16 protein-coding genes and 1 tRNA gene are annotated in these 17,710 nt (G+C 59.9%); 7 read left to right on the top strand and 10 right to left on the bottom strand.

What is annotated here, in order from left to right; translation table 11 throughout:
- Window positions 1-1,478: 1,478 nt before the first annotated feature.
- From ACSQ8V_RS13560 to ACSQ8V_RS13550, 3 genes are read left to right on the top strand one after another with little or no spacing between them, the layout of a single operon-like run.
- Window positions 1,479-2,222, top strand: a complete 744-nt coding sequence (locus ACSQ8V_RS13560; protein WP_213766823.1) for a (Fe-S)-binding protein — start codon at window positions 1,479-1,481, stop codon at window positions 2,220-2,222.
- Window positions 2,219-3,625 (top strand): lactate utilization protein B, encoded by a 1,407-nt coding sequence (locus ACSQ8V_RS13555; RefSeq protein WP_436206012.1) that lies wholly within the window; start codon window positions 2,219-2,221, stop codon window positions 3,623-3,625. The genes ACSQ8V_RS13560 and ACSQ8V_RS13555 overlap by 4 nt, the downstream gene beginning before the upstream one ends.
- A gap of 2 nt (window positions 3,626-3,627) precedes the next feature.
- The gene (locus ACSQ8V_RS13550) at window positions 3,628-4,212 is read left to right on the top strand and encodes a LutC/YkgG family protein (protein ID WP_436206653.1); all 585 of its coding nucleotides are present in this window, start codon (window positions 3,628-3,630) and stop codon (window positions 4,210-4,212) included.
- 224 nt (window positions 4,213-4,436) lie between these two features.
- Here the strand turns inward: ACSQ8V_RS13550 and kdgD are convergent, their stop codons facing one another.
- The 8 genes from kdgD to fdxA all read right to left on the bottom strand — a co-directional run bounded on the left by kdgD (window position 4,437) and on the right by fdxA (window position 11,152).
- Entirely contained in the window at window positions 4,437-5,354 is a 918-nt protein-coding gene (kdgD, locus tag ACSQ8V_RS13545; protein ID WP_436206011.1) for a 5-dehydro-4-deoxyglucarate dehydratase, read from the bottom strand.
- A 54-nt stretch (window positions 5,355-5,408) separates the two neighbouring features.
- Window positions 5,409-6,767 carry a glucarate dehydratase gene (gene gudD, locus ACSQ8V_RS13540; protein ID WP_436206652.1) on the bottom strand — a complete coding sequence of 453 codons (1,359 nt, stop codon included), beginning with the start codon at window positions 6,765-6,767 and terminating at the stop codon, window positions 5,409-5,411.
- Between the two features lie 37 nt (window positions 6,768-6,804).
- Window positions 6,805-8,052, bottom strand: coding sequence for an MFS transporter (locus tag ACSQ8V_RS13535; protein ID WP_436206651.1), 1,248 nt, complete (start codon window positions 8,050-8,052; stop codon window positions 6,805-6,807).
- A 509-nt stretch (window positions 8,053-8,561) separates the two neighbouring features.
- The gene (locus ACSQ8V_RS13530; protein ID WP_436206010.1) at window positions 8,562-9,305 is read right to left on the bottom strand and encodes a FadR/GntR family transcriptional regulator; all 744 of its coding nucleotides are present in this window, start codon (window positions 9,303-9,305) and stop codon (window positions 8,562-8,564) included.
- A gap of 302 nt (window positions 9,306-9,607) precedes the next feature.
- Window positions 9,608-10,000 (bottom strand): type II toxin-antitoxin system VapC family toxin, encoded by a 393-nt coding sequence (locus ACSQ8V_RS13525; protein WP_436206009.1) that lies wholly within the window; start codon window positions 9,998-10,000, stop codon window positions 9,608-9,610.
- The gene (locus tag ACSQ8V_RS13520) at window positions 9,997-10,497 is read right to left on the bottom strand and encodes an antitoxin (protein ID WP_436206008.1); all 501 of its coding nucleotides are present in this window, start codon (window positions 10,495-10,497) and stop codon (window positions 9,997-9,999) included. The genes ACSQ8V_RS13525 and ACSQ8V_RS13520 overlap by 4 nt, the downstream gene beginning before the upstream one ends.
- Window positions 10,498-10,619: 122 nt before the next feature.
- Window positions 10,620-10,695 (bottom strand) — tRNA-Asn (locus tag ACSQ8V_RS13515).
- 133 nt (window positions 10,696-10,828) lie between these two features.
- Window positions 10,829-11,152, bottom strand: coding sequence for a ferredoxin FdxA (gene fdxA, locus ACSQ8V_RS13510; RefSeq protein WP_089159225.1), 324 nt, complete (start codon window positions 11,150-11,152; stop codon window positions 10,829-10,831).
- A 441-nt stretch (window positions 11,153-11,593) separates the two neighbouring features.
- Here fdxA and pncB point away from each other — a divergent pair, with 441 nt between their 5' ends.
- The 4 genes from pncB to ACSQ8V_RS13490 all read left to right on the top strand — a co-directional run bounded on the left by pncB (window position 11,594) and on the right by ACSQ8V_RS13490 (window position 16,894).
- Window positions 11,594-12,784: a nicotinate phosphoribosyltransferase gene (gene pncB, locus ACSQ8V_RS13505; protein ID WP_436182281.1), complete on the top strand. Its 1,191-nt coding sequence runs from the start codon at window positions 11,594-11,596 to the stop codon at window positions 12,782-12,784.
- A gap of 231 nt (window positions 12,785-13,015) precedes the next feature.
- Window positions 13,016-14,407, top strand: a complete 1,392-nt coding sequence (locus tag ACSQ8V_RS13500) for a sodium:proton antiporter (protein ID WP_436206650.1) — start codon at window positions 13,016-13,018, stop codon at window positions 14,405-14,407.
- Window positions 14,408-14,417: 10 nt separating this feature from the next.
- Window positions 14,418-15,398 carry a 2-hydroxyacid dehydrogenase gene (locus tag ACSQ8V_RS13495; protein WP_436182280.1) on the top strand — a complete coding sequence of 327 codons (981 nt, stop codon included), beginning with the start codon at window positions 14,418-14,420 and terminating at the stop codon, window positions 15,396-15,398.
- Window positions 15,395-16,894, top strand: coding sequence for a DNA recombination protein RmuC (locus tag ACSQ8V_RS13490; protein WP_436206007.1), 1,500 nt, complete (start codon window positions 15,395-15,397; stop codon window positions 16,892-16,894). The genes ACSQ8V_RS13495 and ACSQ8V_RS13490 overlap by 4 nt, the downstream gene beginning before the upstream one ends.
- On the opposite strand, the gene ACSQ8V_RS13485 is transcribed toward ACSQ8V_RS13490, so the two are convergent.
- On the bottom strand, window positions 16,891-17,379 hold the full coding sequence (locus ACSQ8V_RS13485) for an N-acetyltransferase family protein (RefSeq protein WP_436206649.1): 489 nt from the start codon (window positions 17,377-17,379) through the stop codon (window positions 16,891-16,893). The two genes, ACSQ8V_RS13490 and ACSQ8V_RS13485, sit on opposite strands and share 4 nt — an antisense overlap.
- Window positions 17,379-17,654, bottom strand: coding sequence for a hypothetical protein (locus tag ACSQ8V_RS13480; RefSeq protein WP_031363462.1), 276 nt, complete (start codon window positions 17,652-17,654; stop codon window positions 17,379-17,381). Before ACSQ8V_RS13480 ends, ACSQ8V_RS13485 begins: the two co-directional genes overlap by 1 nt.
- Between the last annotated feature and the right edge of the window lie 56 nt (window positions 17,655-17,710).

Genomic DNA, 17,710 nt, shown 5'->3' with positions numbered 1-17,710 from the left:
GCCGGATGGTTGAACCCCTCCTTCTCGCGAATCCTGACACGAACACGCTTCGCCCCGTACGCTCTCGGGCAAGCTCCATTGCCAAGGAACCCGCGCGGCCTCACGCGTTCTGGCTGCCGCGCTCTTCGCGTGTCAGCTACGTGGTCCGACGGTTACGTCGGTAGGTCACGGCACCACCCGTGTTACTGCTCCAGTTTTGCTGAGTTACCCGCGTGGCCCCCACAGTTATTTGCGTGGGTGCGGCCGCGGATAACCGCCCTTCGAATTTGTACGCGTCTCGAACCACGCCGCCAACCTACCAAGTAATAAAGCCCCAAAATATGTAAGGCCGTAGCCGACGAAAATAGCGGTGTAGGCCGCGTAGCCAACTCACCAAAGACTGAGGCAGTAAATACGCGTCGCGTCGAGCTGCTACGGATCAAGCTGTGACCCCACAAAATAACCACGCCGACCAAGCAGCCAATCCATCAAGAAACGAAGCATGCAGAACGCGTGAGGCCGTACCGGTTCCTGGGCACCTCGAGCTTGCCCGAGAGCGTACGGGGCGAAGCGTGTTCATGTCAGGATTCGCGAGAAGGAGGGATTCACACATCCGTACCGGTTCCTTGGAAATGGTGCTTGCCCGAGAGCGTTGGGGCGAAGCGTGTTCATGTCAGGATTCGCGAGAAGGAGGGGTTCACACATCCATGGTGGTTCCTTGGAAATGGTGCTTGCCCGAGAGCGTTGGGGGCGAAGCGTGTTCATGTCAGGATTCGCGAGAAGGAGGGGTTCACACATCCGTGGTGGTTCCTTGGCAATGGTGCTTACCCGAGAGCGTTGGGGGCGAAGCGTGTTCGTGTCAGGATTCGCGAGAAGGAGGGGTTCACGCATCCGTGGTGGTTCCTTGGAAATGGTGCTTGCCCGAGAGCGTTGGGGGCGAAGCGTGTTCGTGTCAGGATTCGCGAGAAGGAGGGTTTCACACATCCTTCGCTCTGGCGAGCACCGTGCTTTTGGGGCACCTATGAATCAAAACTGCACGCTATGGACACTTAGGGTAGCGTGGTTTAAAAGCGTTTTCTTTGCTTCGTTTCTTTGTCGCTTTGGACAAAGAAATGACGTGCCGCCACGCACAGTGGCTAATAGTGATAAAGAGAAAATCCGACCCTCGCAGCCCGCTAACGCTGAAAGCAGCAACCCGGCATTGACTCCGACCACGAACCCCAGAACCGACCACCCCGGCATTGACTCCGACCACGAACCCCAGAACCGACCACCCCGGCATTGACCCCGACCACGAACCCCAGAACCGACCAACCCGCCCCCACCCGCTGCCCCCCTTCACCCCCTCCCCAAAAAAAGCGCCAGCGACCCCATTCGGCCATCGACCCCATTTGACTTGAAACACTGCAAACTTTAAAGTCGTGGTCAGACCAAGCTTACCAACTTGGCGCAAGTTTACCAAACTTCAAAAACCGCCTGTTTTCAGGCCACCCCGCCCAATGAAAGTCGCCCTGTTCGTTCCCTGTTTCATCGATGCGTTCTATCCCGAAGTCGGCATCGCGACACTCGAATTGCTCGAACGCCTGGGCGTAGAAGTCGATTACCCAGAGGAACAAACCTGTTGCGGCCAGCCAATGGCGAACAGCGGCGCGCAAAAAGAAGCGGCCGGCGCCGAGCGCGTATTCGCCCGCAATTTCGCTGACTACGACTACGTGGTCGGCCCATCGGCGAGTTGTATCCATCACGTGCGCGAGCATCTAACGGCCATCGAGCAGACCGCATCCGTCCGCAAGGTCCGGACGAGCGCCTACGAACTCGTCGAATTTCTCCACGATGTCCTGAAAGTGCGCGAATTCCCATGGGCCGAATTCCCGCACCGCGTGGGCTTGCACAATAGCTGCAGCGCGATCCGGCATCTGAAGGAAGTCTCGGCATCGGAAATTGGCGGGGCGCCGTTTTCCAAACCCCGCACGCTACTCGAAGGCGTCAAAGGCATCGAGTTCGTCACGCTCACTCGCCCCGACGAATGCTGCGGCTTCGGCGGCACGTTTTCAGTGACCGAAGAAGCGGTATCGGTGAGGATGGGGCAGGACAAGGTCCGCGACCACCTCGGCGCGGGCGCGCAATATATTGTCTCCGGCGATATGTCCTGCCTCATGCATCAGCAAGGCTGCGCCGAACGCCTGAAACTCGATGCCCGGTTTATCCATATCGCGCAAGTCCTGAACGGAGCACGCTCATGAGCGACGTCGTGAAGGGAAAAAGCAAACGGCTCGACCACGCGAAGGCGGCGGGCGCGTTCATCGCGAAGGAAGACCACGTCGCTTTCCACGATAAACGCCTCTGGGACCTGCGCAGCAAACGTGACGCCCAAGCCCACGGCATGCCCGAATGGGAGACGCTGCGCGACCTGGCGTCGGGGATCAAGGAACACACGCTTTCGAATCTCGCCGATTATCTCGACCAGTTCATCACCCAGGCCGAGTCGCACGGCGTGATCGTGCATTACGCATCGACGGCCGAAGAGCACAACGAGATCGTCTACCAGTTGATGTCCGAGCGCGGCCTCACCACGCTGGTCAAAAGCAAATCCATGCTCACCGATGAATGCAAGATGCGCGAGTACATCGAGCCGCGCGGCATCACGGTGATGGAAACGGACCTCGGCGAGCGCATCCAGCAACTGGATAATCAGGACCCAAGCCACATGGTCGTGCCCGCCGTGCATAAACTTCGCGCGGATGTCGCTGAGCTTTTCGGCCGCACGATCGGCACCGATCCCAAGAACAGCGACATTCACTATCTCGCCGAAAGCCAGCGCATGAACACGCGCCCGTATTTCGTGCGCGAAAAGACCGCGGGCATGACCGGCTGCAACTTCGCGGTCGCGGAGACGGGCACGGTCGTCGTGTGCACGAACGAGGGTAATGCGGATTTGTCGGCGAATGTGCCGCCGCTGCATATTGCATCGATTGGTATCGAAAAGCTGATTCCGAGGATTTCCGATCTCGGCGTGTTTATCCGCATGCTGTCGCGTAGCGCGCTCGGTTCGCCGATCACGCAATACACCTCGCATTTTCGTGCGCCCCGACCGGGCTCGGAGATGCATTACATCCTCGTCGATCACGGCCGTTCCGAACGCCTCGCGATGGAGGATTTCTGGTACTCGCTCAAATGCATCCGCTGCGGCGCCTGCATGAATACGTGCCCGGTGTATCGGCGAAGCGGTGGCTTGTCGTACGGCTTTACGTACTCCGGGCCGATCGGCGCGATCATCAATCCTACTTACGATATGAAACGCTTCAGCAGCCTGCCGTTTGCATCGACGCTTAATGGCAGTTGCACGAACGTCTGCCCCACGAAGGTCAACATTCACGAGCAGATCTACAAGTGGCGCGAAGTCATCGCGGCGAATCATGAAGTGCCGTTCGTGAAGCAGGAAGTGTTGAAAATGGCGGGGCGCTTGCTGGCCAGTCCGACGCTGTATCGAGGCACCGTTGCGTCGCTGGGCGGCGCGCTTAAGCGGCTGCCGAACTTCGTGCTCTATAACCCGCTGAACATCTGGGGCCGGCAACGCGATCTGCCCGAAACGCCCGCTGAAACCTTCCACGAGTGGTACAAGAAAAATCGCAAGGCAGCAAAATGACGATGACCACGCGTGACGTTTTTCTCGCCAAGATCCGCGCGGCGCAACCGGCTGCAAGGCCGCGCCCCGACGTACCGCTCTTCGATACCCCGCCCGGTGAGCGTCTCGAACGTTTCCGCACCGCCCTGACCGCGATGGGAGGGACAATCATCGAAGGCGAATCGCTGGACACGGTGCGTGCGCTGCTCGCCGAGCGTTTCGCCCCGGACGCGATAGTCGCGTCGGCCGTGCCGGGTATAGAAGGAAACCGCGCGCTCACCGCCGATATGTCGCCCGCGTTACTGCAGGACGTCGATGCCGGCGTGGTACGCGCGCGCTTCGGCGTGGCCGAAACCGGCTCGGTGTGGTTCAGCGAGGACGAATACATCGTCAATTCGATCGGTTATCTCGTGCAGCATCTGATCGTGCTGCTTGATCCCGCACAGATTGTGGACGGCTTGCAGGATGTGTATCGACGCGATGACTTCAAGGCCGCGCGTTATGCCGTGCTGGTGACGGGGCCATCGGCGACGGCGGATATCGAAGGCGTGCTGATTCGCGGCGCACAAGGCGTGCGGTCGCTGACGGTGGTGTTGCTCGCGGCTTAGATCGAGAGTGCGTTCATACGTGACGCCAAGTGCAGAAAAGCCGTTCCAACTCGCGTTGGAACGGCTTTTAATCTCTTCGGGTCGAATTCCCCGCTGCTTGCAGCGTAAGCGATCTTTGCCGTGTCCGTCAGGGCATTGGAGCCAGAGCCGAGGTGCGAAGCGTACGAGTCTCTGTGCAGCAATACCCCGCTGCTTGAGGCGGGGAAGCTTATTTACTGCGGACCTTACTGAGCGCCGAGCTTCTTGATCAGCACATCGAGTTGCGCCATTTCATCTTCGGTCAGATCGGTCAGCGGCGCGCGCACGGGGCCGGCGCTGCGACCAATCAGCTTCGCCCCCGCCTTCACGATACTCACCGCATAACCCGCTTTGCGGTTACGAATCGCCAAATACGGCATGAAGAACTCATCGAGCAGACGGCCAGTCGTCGCATGATCCTGCGATACCACCGCTTTATAAAACTCCATCGCAGTTTTCGGAATGAAGTTGAATACCGCCGATGAATACACCGGCACGCCCAGCGCCTTGTACGCTTCGGCATAAACCTCGGCCGTCGGCAAACCGCCGAGATACGAGAACCGGTCGCCCAAACGGCGACGGATCGTCACCATGTTTTCGATCTCACCCACGCCGTCCTTGAAGCCGATCAGGTTCGGGCAGGTATCGGCGAGCCGTTCGAGCATGTCGGCGTTGAGTTTCGAATTGGCGCGGTTATACACGATCACGCCAATATTTTTTACCGCTTTGCACACCTGTTCGACGTGCGCGGCAATGCCTTCCTGGCTGGCTTCGGTCAGGTAATGCGGCATCAGCAAAATACCGTTCGCACCAAGTCGTTCGGCTTCCTGTGCATATGCTATAGCCACCCGCGTCGCGCCACCCGCACCGGCGAGGATCGGCACACGTCCCTTGCAGGTTTCCGTCGCCGTGCGAATCACGTTTGAATATTCGCTCTGCGTCAGCGAGAAAAATTCGCCCGTGCCGCCGGCCGCGAACAACGCCGTCGCGCCATAGGGCGCAAGCCACTCCAGACGTTCAGCGTAGGTGTCGGCGCGGAAATCGCCTTGTTCGTCGAAGTCGGTCAGCGGAAAGGACAGCAGCCCTTCGGAAACGATTTGCTTGAGCTCTTGAGGTGTCGTCATGGTCGGTCGTGAGTTGGTTTTTGAATCAGCAGTTACAGCAAGCCATTAAGGAAATCAGCGCACGAGGCACGGGCGCTTGTTGTCGAAGGTCCAGTTCGGAATCAGGTACTGCATCGCGATGGCGTCATCGCGGGCGCCGAGACCGTGTTCCCGATACAGCGCGTGCGCTTTCTCGAGTTCGTCCATATCGATATCCACGCCCAGTCCCGGCCGCGCCGGCACCTTCACCTTGCCGCCAACGATCTGCAGCGGCTCGCGCGTCAGACGCTGGCCGTCCTGCCAGATCCAGTGGGTATCGATGGCAGTAATCTTGCCGGGCGCCGCCGCCGCGACGTGCGTGAACATGGCGAGCGAAATGTCGAAGTGATTGTTCGAGTGCGAGCCCCACGTCAGACCCCACTCGTTGCACATTTGCGCCACGCGCACCGAGCCTTGCATCGTCCAGAAATGCGGATCGGCGAGGGGAATGTCCACCGATTGCAACTGGATCGCGTGGCCCATCTGACGCCAGTCGGTCGCGATCATGTTAGTCGCCGTCGGCAGGCCCGTGGCACGACGGAACTCAGCCATGACCTCGCGGCCGGAATAACCGTTTTCGGCACCGCACGGGTCCTCGGCGTAGGCCAACACGTGATGCTGGTCGCGGCACAGGCGCACGGCTTCGGACAGCGACCATGCGCCATTCGGGTCCAGCGTCACGCGGGCGTTGGGGAAGCGTTCGGCGAGTGCCGTGACCGCTTCGATTTCCGCATCGCCCGAGAGCACGCCGCCCTTCAACTTGAAGTCGTTGAAGCCATAGCGCGCGTGCGCGGCTTCCGCCAGTCGTACGACGGCTTCAGGCGTCATTGCTTCTTCGTTGCGCAGGCGGGTCCAGTCATCGGTCGCATCGGTCCCGGAGGAGTAGGGCAGATCGGTCTTGTTTTTATCGCCGATATAAAACAGGTAGCCGAGCATTTCCACTTCATCGCGTTGCTGACCCTCGCCGAGCAGCGCGGCGACGGGCACGCCCAGATGCTGGCCGAGCAAGTCGAGCAACGCGGCTTCGAGTCCCGTCACGGCATGGATGGTCGTGCGCAGGTCGAAGGTCTGCGTGCCGCGTCCGCCTGCATCGCGATCGGCGAATTGCTTGCGCGTGGTGTTGAGCACGGCGTGCAGATTGCCGATCGACTGGCCGACGACGAGCGGACGCGCGTCATCGATAGTCTTGCGAATGCTCTCGCCGCCCGGCACTTCGCCCACACCCGTGTGCCCCGCGCTGTCACGCAGGATCACGATGTTGCGCGTGAAGAACGGGCCGTGTGCGCCGCTCAGGTTCAGCAACATGCTGTCGCGGCCGGCAACCGGGATCACGCGCAGTTCGATGATGGTGGGCGTGGCGTTCGCAGTGGTTGAAACGCTTGGGTTCGTGGACATGGACATGGACGTGGTCAGTGTGAGTTGATTCGGGCTCTTAAGCGGCCGGGGTCGGGTTTGGTTCGGTGGCGTGTTCGGGACGGCCGGTCAACCGGTCCTTCGCGAAAAACGCGATGACAGCCGCAATGATCGATGCAATTCCCAGCCCGTAAAGACCGCCCGAGATCGAGCCCGTGTGTTGCTGCAGATAGCCGAACGCCGCCGGCGCGAAAAAGCCGCCCAGATTGCCGACGGAGTTGATCAGCGCGATCACGCCGGCCGCGACGCGTACATCGAGGTACCCCTGCGGCAACGGCCAGAATAGCGACGCCGCCGCTTTGAAACCGATCGCGGAGAAGCAGATGGCGACGAACGAAAACACCGGGTTCGCTGACGTCGATGCAAACAGTCCGCACGCGGCAATGACCAGCGCGAGCGCGAGCCATGCTTGCTGGAAGCGCCATTTCGCCGACAACACCGCGAAGCAGTACATCGCGAACATGGCGATCAGCCACGGCACGGCGTTATAGAGACCGACCTGGAAATCGCTCAGGCCGCCCATCTTGCGGATGATGGTCGGAAGCCAGAACGTCGCTGCATAAATAGTCAACTGGATTGCGAAATACAGCACGCAGAACAGCACGATCTGCGGGTCTTTCAACAGTTTTGTGATCGGCAGATGCGCGTTGCCGGCCGCTTCCCGCTCCGCCTGTTCGTGGGCAATTGCGGTGCTCAGCGCCTGTTGTTCTTGCGCCGTCAGCCATTTGGCATCGTGGGGATGGGACTTGAGCATGAACCAGCTCACGCCGCACAGCAGAATCGAAAACAGGCCCTCGACCAGGAACATCCACTGCCAGCCATGCAGGCCGAAGCCGCGTATCGAAAGCAGGGCGCCCGACACGGGCCCTGATAACACCGACGCCAATGCCGAGCCGCCTAGAAAAATCGCGACCGCCTTGCCGCGCTCCTTTTGCGGCAGCCATTGCGTGAAGTAATACACCACGCCTGGGAAAAAACCCGCTTCGGCTACTCCGAGCAGGAACCGCATGACATAGAACGACGTGTCGTTCCAGGTGAAGGCCATCGCGCCCGCGACCAGGCCCCACGTGAACATGATCCGTGTGAGCCACGCGCGAGCGCCGAAGCGCGCCATCAGCACATTCGACGGCACTTCGAACAACGCGTAGCCGATGAAAAACAAGCCGCTCCCCAACCCGTAGGCCGCTGCGCCGATTCCCAGGTCCGTCTGCATATGCGTATTGACGAAGCCGATGTTCACCCGGTCGATGTAGTTCGCGATGAACATGATCAGGAAAAGCGGCAGCACGTGGCGTTTAACTTTTGAGGCCGCCGATGTCAGCGCGTCGGATGTCGATAAGGCGGGATCGGGTGTCAAAAATTCATCTCCGGATGGCGGCCCGGTCAGTCCGGGCTGTCGGCGCGAGCGCTTATGCGGCTAGGCAATAGCGAGCAGATTGGCAGTTTCTAATGTGTGATACGTTGTCTGATGACATTCTAAGAGTTGTATGAGGACTGTCAAAATGGGTGTTAACCCGGAATCATGCGGAAATTCTTGATGAGCAGGGCGGTAGCCCCATTATGTGGGCTGGCGAAATTATGTATTAAAGTCGGACGTCAGACAAGATGATTGATATTGAAAGATTCGCGATTGGATCGGCGGACGCCTGCTGCTGCGCTGCAGGCGCTCGCCTGCGAGATTGATGCGTCGGCGCTTAGCTTGATGGGTCGGGCTGGTTATGCCGTCTCGACCGCCTCGACCGCCGGCAAATAAGCGTTTTGCTACGTCAGGCGCTTTCAGCCGGCCGCTTCGCTTGATTGATTCGCGCGGCGCAAGCGTTCCCGGCTGTTCGACAAATGCATGCGCATGGCGGCGCGCGCGCTTTCGGCGTCGCGTCGCGTGATTGCTTCGAGAATGCTCTCGTGCTCAAGATTGACGAGCGAGACATACGCTTTCGGATCGGCTTTCGCGATCCCCGCTGAATCGATGCGGTTGCGCGGAATCAGGGCGGTACCCATCTGGGTCAGGATATCGACGAAATAGCGGTTTCCAGTCGCCTGCGCGAGCGCGATGTGGAACTGGAGGTCGGCCGCGACACTGTCGCTGCCGTTGCGGCTGGTGGCTTCTATCGCGTCGAGCGCCGCTCGCATGCGCGCAAGATCTTCCGGCTGTGCGCGTTGCGCTGCCAGGCCGGCGCATTCGGTTTCCAGGCTGATGCGCAATTCGAGCACGGACAACACGTCGCGCAGCGTCGTGGCCGGCACCATGTCGATACCCAGTTTTTCGCGGCGCGGTTCCAGCACGAAACTGCCAATACCATGACGTGTTTCGATGACCTCGTTGGCCTGCAGACGAGAAATGCCTTCGCGCACAACCGTGCGACTCACGCCGAGCGTCACCATGAGTTTCGCTTCGGTGGGCAGTTTGTCGCCTGGCTTCAGCGCGGCGGATTCGATCTGTTCGATCACGTAGTCGAACACGCTCTCCGCCAGGTTACGGGCGCGTCGGGGTGTCACGACAGAGGTGAGGGATTCGACCATCAGAAGCGCTCCTTGGGTCAGCCGGGTGGCGATGTCGTAGTTCAGAGATGCGGTTGGATTGCCAGATTATACCGTTGTCTGACGACTATCTTAAAGATTCGATGGCGGTGGTGATCGACGTTGGTTTAGGCGCTGTGGAGAAGGGTGAGGCGTGGAGAAGGGCATCACGCGAGGTGTCTGCTTCCAGTCTCTTTTGGGTAAGGCCGCGGATTGCGCGCTATGTCGGTTGGATATCGGCGTGGAGTGGGGCAGGGGTCGGCTTGTTCTGCACGATGGTCCGGCAGGGCTCACGCGTGCAGCGGTCAGCTTTCCCAGTCCTCGACGCTCAGGCCGGACACGCGCTGAAACTCGCGCATATTGTGAGTCACGAGCGTGAGCGATCTCGCTAGCGCCTGCCCGGCAATCAGGACGTCGTAGGGCCCGATTGGTGTTCCTGCCGAAGCGAGCTGCGCCCGCACCTCACCGGCGCGGCGAGCGTCTTCCGGATCGAAGTCGAGAATTTCGAATTGCAGCGCTTCAACGCGCCTGAGATTGTCCGCGGCATGCCGGCTTTTGTAGGCGCCGAAATAGATCTCATGAGCGACGATAGATGGCATGGCGAAATCCTGCGGCTTGTGCTGACGAAGCCGCGTCAAAAAACCGCTATGGCCCTTCATCAAGGCGATAACGGCATTCGTGTCGAGCAGATAATTCACTTGAAAAAGTCCAGATCCGGGCGGTCTTGTTCCGGCAGCTTCTCGCGTGCGGCTTCAGCGAAGTCATCGTCTAGCGGACCGACGACTGAATCCAGCCACGCCCAGTCGCTCGCGATCGGCTCGAGAATGATGGCGCGGCCATGACGGCGAACGCGCACTTCGTCGGCATCCAACCGGAATTCCTTCGGCAGGCGCACGGCCTGCGACCGGCCCGACCAAAAAACCTTTGCGGTGTCCATAAGCACCTCGTGAAATGATATATAGCAAAAGTATATACCATTCAATGCCGGCTCGGTGAGCACGTTGTCGATGCTGGATGCGCTGACTGCGCGCGCTGATAAGCGCGCATTCCGCTGGCGGTTCGGTTGCTCAATATCGTTAGCAGTCCATGGAAAGCTGGCAGGAGAGGTGGCGAGCCCGGGTTGCCCGATTTGCCTCGCGCGAATGAAGGCGATGGCACGATAAATCGAGTTACGTGATCCTTCGGCGCAAGCCATGCAAATCTCGCAGAAGCGTGGGCAGGGTGCCGACATCAGCGTAGATTTGGGCGACTTGATTTGATGCCCGGAAATGCAAAAAGCCCAATCTTTCGATTGGGCTTTTTGAGCTGAAATCTTTTTGGCTCCTCGACCTGGGCTCGAACCAGGGACCTACGGATTAACAGTCCGGCGCTCTACCAACTGAGCTATCGAGGAACATCTGCAGCAGAGAAATGAAATTATATGGAGGGGAATCTAGCCTGTCAACACCCTGCGTTCATCTCAATTCAAAAAGTCACAAACCGGCGAAGCGTTACTCATGATGCGACAACGCACGGTCCCTCCGTTCTCAACGCGCCAGCAGTTCGAGCTTGTCTTTCACGTCCTTGAATTCGTCGGCTTCGGGCAGCGGCGCTTTGGTCTTGGTGATGCTCGGCCAGCCGCGCGACAGTTCTGCGTTCAGTTCAATGAAATGCTGTTGATCACCGGGGACATCTTCTTCGGCATAGATTGCATTGACCGGGCATTCGGCGACGCAAACAGCGCAGTCGATGCACTCGTCAGGATCGATCGAGAGGAAGTTGGGTCCTTCGCGGAAGCAATCCACCGGGCACACGTCCACGCAATCGGTATAGCGGCACTTAATGCAGCTTTCGGTCACAACGTGAGTCATTCAGGCTCCTGCATACGGAATTCGTGGGGCGGCGGCAAGGGCGACATGAACGTCGGGGTCCAACCAGCGAACCGAGGGTCTCTAACCGAGTATCTCTATTCGGGGCGGTATATAGCCCGACTGTGCACGATCTGCGCGCCAAAACCGATATTGTAGCGTACCGGTATATTTGAGCGCGACCCCCGGCCAGAAGGCCTTATATCCTTTAGTGATTTGTTTATGGGCCGCCAATCAGCTTCCACGCGCCCGCTGTCCGGCGTGTATCGGCCGCGTGGGGGCGGCGCTCCAGGCGGACACTTCGGGTAACATGCGCTGGAGGCCGCCGGGGGCAAAGCATCCAGTGCGTCGGGGCGTGCCGGGTCCGTTTGCGGTTTTATCCGCGCTCTTGTGGGCGGTTCTACCCGCGCCTTTACCCGTTTTCCTAGCCGTTCGTCTGGAACCATGATTATCCATTCGCTGCTCGATACCGATCTCTACAAGTTCACGATGATGCAGGTCGTGCTGCATCACTTCCCTGCGGCCCACGCGGAATACAAGTTCCGCTGCCGCACGCCGGATGTCGATCTCGTGCCGTATATAGATGAGATACGCGACGAAGTCCGCCAGCTCTGCCATCTGCGCTTCAAGGAAGACGAACTCGAATACCTTCGCCGGATGCGCTTTATCAAGAGCGATTTCATCGACTTCCTCGCGCTCTTTCATCTCAACGAGAAGGCCGTCACGATCAAGCCGTCCGCCAAGCAGAACGGCGAGATCGACATTGATATTGTCGGACCATGGCTGCATACCATCCTGTTCGAGATCCCGATCCTCGCGATTGTCAACGAGGTCTATTTTCGCAACACGCAACGCGACCCGACCTTCGATACCGGCCGCGAACGCCTGCGCGACAAGATCCAGTTGCTCGGCGGCCGGCCCGAAGTTTCCGACTGCAAGATCGCCGACTACGGCACCCGCCGGCGGTTTTCAAAGCAGTGGCATGAGGAGGTCATCCTCAAGCTGAAGGAAGGCCTGGGCGAACAGTTCACGGGCACGAGCAACGTCTACTACGCCAAGAAGCACGGTTTGCGTCCGCTCGGCACCATGGCGCACGAATACCTTCAGGCTTGCCAGGCGCTCGGTCCGCGGCTGCGCGATTCGCAGATCTTCGGCTTCGAAATGTGGGCGAAGGAGTACCGCGGCGACCTGGGCATTGCGCTCTCCGACGTCTACGGCATGAAGGCGTTCCTGAACGACTTCGACATGTACTTCTGCAAGCTCTTCGATGGCGCCCGCCACGACTCCGGCGACCCGTTCGACTGGGGCGAGCGCCTGATCCGTCATTACGAAGAGAACCGCTGTGACCCGCGCACCAAGGTGCTCGTGTTCTCCGACGCACTCGATATCCCGAAGGTCCTGCGCCTCTACGAACGTTTCCGCGGCCGCTGTCAGCTCGCTTTCGGCGTGGGCACGAACCTGACCAACGACCTGGGTTATCAGCCGCTGCAGATCGTGATCAAGATGGTTCGCTGCAATGGCCAGCCCGTCGCCAAACTCTCCGATTCCCCCGGCAAGAACATGTGCGACGACCAGGCTTACCTTGCCTACCTGCGCCAGGTGTTCGACATCGCCAAACCCGTGGAAGAACTGTAACCCGCGCAGGCGTTCCTGAGGGCCGGTGCTGCTCAGCGTTAGCCATTCGGTCGAGGTTATTCGAGCGGGAGCGCTCGTTATAATCAAGTCCTTGATCGACACACAGGCCAACGAGGGCAGCATCATGAATACATCGGCCGCACATTGGAACTCAAGAGACCAGGGCTTACAGCTGCGTGCCCGGACCGCAGTCGCAAACACCGGTGCTTCCGCATGAGCACGTCCGTGACCATGCGACGCTTATGGCAAGGCCTGGTGCTCCTCTTGTTGCCGTTGACTGCCCACGCGGCATCGCTTGATGGCGCCACGCTGTCTGCGCTGTGGGCACTTCCGTTCGCCGGCATCCTGTTGTCCATCGCGATCGTGCCGCTGATCGCGCCGCATGTCTGGCATCGTCATTTCGGCAAGATATCGGCGGGCTGGGCGCTCGTGTTCCTGGTGCCTTTTGCGCTGGGCTTTGGTACGCAGGTTGCATTCGCGACCTTCGTGCATGCCATGCTGGAAGAGTATGTGCCGTTCATCATCCTGCTTACGGCGCTCTTTACCGTCGCGGGCGGCATCTGCCTGCATGGTGACCTGCACGGGTCCCCGCGCCTGAATACCGGGTTGCTCGCGCTTGGCACGGTGCTCGCCAGCATCATGGGAACGACGGGCGCGGCCATGCTGCTTATTCGTCCTTTGCTGCGCGCCAATGAACGTTGCAGGCACGTCGTGCATCGCGTGGTGTTCTTCATTTTTCTCGTGGCCAATGCTGGCGGTTCGCTCTCGCCGCTCGGGGATCCGCCGCTATTCCTCGGCTTCCTGAATGGCGTGAGTTTTTTCTGGACCACGGTGCACCTCGCCGCGCCGACGTTCTTCATCTGCGTGGTTCTGCTGGCACTTTTCTACGCGCTCGACCGCTATTACTTCGCGAAGGAAGACGTGGTGCATCGGAGTGAGGTGAAAACACCATTGAGCGTGGACGGCAAGATCAATTTTGTGTTGCTCGCGGCGGTGGTCGTGCTCGTGCTGATGAGCGGCTTGTGGAAACCCGGCATCGAGTTCGATGTATTCGGTACGCACGTCGCGTTGCAGAGCGTCGTGCGCGATGCGCTGCTTGTCGTGGTCACGCTCTTGTCGCTCATGCTTACGCCGAAAAGCGCGCGCGCGGGCAACGCGTTCAACTGGGCGCCTATTGAAGAAGTTGCGAAGCTGTTCGCCGCCATCTTCATCACCATCGCTCCCGTGATCATGATTCTGCGCGCGGGTGCGGACGGTGCGTTCGCCGGTATCGTGCACATGGTGACCGATGCAAGCGGCAAGCCAGTCGACATTGCGTACTTCTGGGCGACGGGCCTGCTGTCGTCGTTTCTCGACAACGCGCCGACTTATCTCGTGTTCTTCAACCTCGCCGGCGGCGATGCCCCGACGTTGATGACGACCGGCGCCACCACGCTCGCCGCCATCTCGGCCGGTGCTGTGTTCATGGGCGCGAACAGTTACATCGGCAACGCGCCCAACTTCATGGTCAAGGCGATTGCCGAATCGCGCGGCATTGTCATGCCGGGATTCTTCGCGTATCTCGGCTGGTCGGCAGTCATTTTGCTGCCCTTGTTCCTGCTTACTGGATGGTTGTTCTTTTAGGAGAAAGTCGATGAAGAAAGTGCTGGTTGCCCGCCCCATTTTCCCGGACGTGATCGAACGTCTCCGGCAGTATTTTGAAGTCGATGCCAATCCGGGCGCACCGCTTAGCCCCGACGAATTCGCGCGCCGCATGGCCGACCGCGATGGCGCTTTGCTTGCAGGCGATCCCGTCACGGCGAAGGTCCTTGAAGGCGCGCCGAATCTGAAGGTCGTGTCGAACATGGCCGTGGGTTACAACAACTTCGACATGCAGGCGTTGAATGCGCACGGCGTGCTCGGCACCAACACGCCTGACGTATTGAACGAAAGCACAGCGGACTTCGGCTGGGCATTGATGATGGCCGCCGCACGGCGCATCGCGGAATCGGAGCACTTCTTGCGCGCGGGCAAGTGGGGCACATGGTCCTACGACGCGTTCCTCGGTACGGACGTATTCGGCTCCACGCTCGGCGTGCTCGGCATGGGGCGAATAGGCCAGGCGCTCGCCCGGCGCGCGCGCGGATTCAACATGCGCGTGATCTATCACAACCGTTCGCGCGTCGCGCCGGAGATCGAGGCGGAACTGAACGCGGAGTACGTATCGAAGGCTGACTTGCTGAAGCGTGCCGACCACGTCGTGCTGGTGTTGCCGTACACCGCCGAGAATCACCACACTATTGGCGCGGCTGAACTGGCAAGCATGAAACCTACGGCTACGCTGACGAACATCGCGCGCGGCGGGATTGTGGACGACGCCGCGCTGATCCAGGCGTTGCGTAACAAGACCATCGCGGCGGCGGGGCTCGACGTGTTCGAAGGCGAGCCGAATTTCAATCGTGATTTCCTGACGGTGTCGAACGTCGTGCTGACGCCGCATATTGCAAGCGCGACCGAATCCACGCGCCGGGCCATGGCCAATCTCGCTGCGGACAACCTGATCGCCGCGCTGGGTGAAGGTCCGCGCGCAGGCAATCCGCCGAACCCGATCAATCCGGACGTCCTGAAGAAATGACCCTGTTGTTGCTGTTGAGCGTGGGTGTCGCGGTCCTCGCGATCGCTCTGGTGATCACGTTGATCCTGTTGTTGCGGCCGAAGCGCGAAACAGATGTCGAGGAGCAGTTCGAGGCGCTGGCCGATCGGATTATCGATATGGGCGAAGCGCATGCGCGCGCCCAGGAACGGCTCGAACGCAACGTGAGGGGCGAAGTCACCGAGACATCCCGCGCGTCGCGTACCGAGGCGGGCACGGCGTTCGCTCAATTCCAGCAGACGCTCGCGACGCAACTTGCGAGCATGGCGAACGTCCAGAACACGCAGCTTGAAGCGTTCTCCCGGCAACTTGTCACGCTGACGGAAAGCAACGCTCTGCAAAGCCAACACGCACGCGACGAACAAAGCCAGGCCCTGAAGCGTTTCGGCGATGCACTCACGCTGCAGCTCGCGCAGATGTCGGAGTCGAATGACCGTCGTCTGAGCGAAGTGCGCGCAACGCTCGAAGCGCGGCTGAAGGATATCGAAGCGAACAATGCGGCGAAGCTCGAAGAAATGCGCCGTACTGTCGACGAAAAGCTGCACGCCACGCTGGAGCAACGGCTTGGCGAATCGTTCAAGCTGGTGTCGGACCGGCTGGAGCAGGTGCATCGCGGATTGGGGGAAATGCAGACGCTCGCGGCGGGTGTCGGCGACTTGAAGAAGGTGCTGACCAACGTCAAGACGCGTGGGACCTGGGGCGAAGTGCAGCTCGAATCGTTGCTCGAGCAGTTGTTGACGCCGGACCAGTACGCGAAGAATGTTGCAACCATCCCGAAGAGCAACGACCGCGTGGAGTTCGCGATCAAGCTGCCCGGCCGTCACGACGCGCCCGGCCAGAGCGGCGCGAATGCGGTGGCTACGCCGGTGTGGCTGCCTATCGACGCCAAGTTCCCGCGCGAGGACTACGAGCGGTTGATTGATGCGCAAGATCGCGCCGACGTAGTAGCGGTCGAGGAAGCATCACGTGCGCTGGAAGGCCGCATTCGTGCGGAAGCGAAGGCCATCGCACAGAAGTACGTCGCGCCTCCGCATACCACGGACTTCGCGTTGTTGTTCCTGCCGACTGAGGGCCTGTATGCGGAAATCCTGCGCCGTCCGGGGCTGACCGATTTTCTGCAGCGGGAATATCGGGTGAGCGTGACAGGTCCGACCACATTGACCGCGCTGCTGAACAGCTTGCAGATGGGTTTCAGGACGCTGGCAATCGAGCAGCGTTCCAGTGAAGTCTGGCAAGTGCTCGGCGCGGTGAAAACGGAGTTCAGGAAGTTTGGAGAAGTGCTGTCGAAGACGCGGTCGCAGCTTGAAGCGGTGACGCGGTCCATTGAATCGGCGGAAACGCGTACGCGCCAGATGAGCAAGAAACTGCGTGACGTCGAAGCGTTGCCGGGCGAGCAGGCGGCCAACCTGCTCGGGGATGAACGTGAGAAACGTGAAGAACCCGCAGAACGCGATGAGCCCGGTGCGAGTCTGCCTTAGACCGCAGCAGGCGAAGCCAGCGTAGCCAGTGCATCGCCGGTGATGCGCACGATGCGCCAGTCGGGCAGCACGGTTGCGCCCATTTTCTCGTAGAAGCCGATGGCGTTCTGATTCCAGTCGAGCACGGTCCATTCGAAGCGGCCGCATTGACGTTCCACTGCAAGGGCCGCCAAAGCACGCAGCATCTTTGTGCCGAGACCACTGCTACGAATGGCCGGCTTCACGTACAGGTCTTCGAGAAACAAGCCGCGCTTGCCGAGGAAGGTCGAGTAATTGTGGAAGAACAGCGCATAGCTCACTATGTGCCCGTTCTCTTCGGCTACCAGTGCCTCGGCGGACGGCCGCGTCCCGAATAGCGCGTCGTGCACGCCGCCCTCGGTCGCAATGAACATATGCATGAGTTTTTCAAACTCAGCCAGCTCGATCATCAAGCCAAAGATCGCGCTGACGTCGGCGGGTGCGGCGGGTCGGATCTGAGCGCTCATCATGCCTCTTCCGGTGCGTCGGACAAGACGATCTCAATGCCGCCGAACCGTGACGCCACCCAGTTGTATGCGTGGCACGCAATCCACAGCAAGATGAAGCCGAGGATTGCATTGAGCAGCAACGCGCTTGTCACGGTGCTCAGCTCGACCGAGCCGTATCGGAAGAACGCAACCAGTACGCCGAGCAACACGATCGGTACGCTGAAGGTCAGGTACACGAGAATCAGCGCTTTGGCCGTTTGTCCCGGCGCGATGAACGAAATCTGTTTTTTCATGAAGGAAAAGCCCCGTCAGTCATAGTGCAATGCATTCGAACCATCCGTTTTAGCCG

Source organism: Caballeronia sp. LjRoot31 (genome assembly GCF_964253885.1).
GTDB lineage: Bacteria > Pseudomonadota > Gammaproteobacteria > Burkholderiales > Burkholderiaceae > Caballeronia.
The sequence above is the reverse complement of the archived record's forward strand: the minus strand, read 5'-3'. Positions and strand labels throughout refer to the sequence as shown.